Genomic DNA, 298 nt, shown 5'->3' with positions numbered 1-298 from the left:
ACCTGGGGCTGGATCACCTCCTTACCTATACGACTAACTTAGCGTTTGCTGAGTGTTCACACAGATTGCTTGATAGAAGAAAGAGAAATATATCGAAAGGTATTTTTGAGAATTTTGATCCTTAATCAAGGCGTTTGATGAGTCTCGCAGGGAGTGTGCTCTAGCACATGACTGAGAAACGAAGAAAGTAACGCCGAGAAAGGATTGAAAGACCAAAAAGTATGGGTCTGTAGCTCAGCTGGTTAGAGCGCACCCCTGATAAGGGTGAGGTCGGTGGTTCAAGTCCACTCTGACCCAC

The 298-nt window shown here is 45.6% G+C and carries 1 tRNA gene; it reads left to right on the top strand.

Annotated elements, in window-relative coordinates:
• The first annotated feature begins 223 nt into the window (after positions 1-223).
• Positions 224-297 (top strand) — tRNA-Ile (locus Q1B47_RS21940).
• The last annotated feature ends 1 nt before the right edge of the window (position 298 follow it).

This window comes from uncultured Shewanella sp. (assembly GCF_947501225.1).
Lineage (GTDB): Bacteria > Pseudomonadota > Gammaproteobacteria > Enterobacterales > Shewanellaceae > Shewanella.
This window is presented reverse-complemented; position numbering and strand designations above follow the sequence as displayed.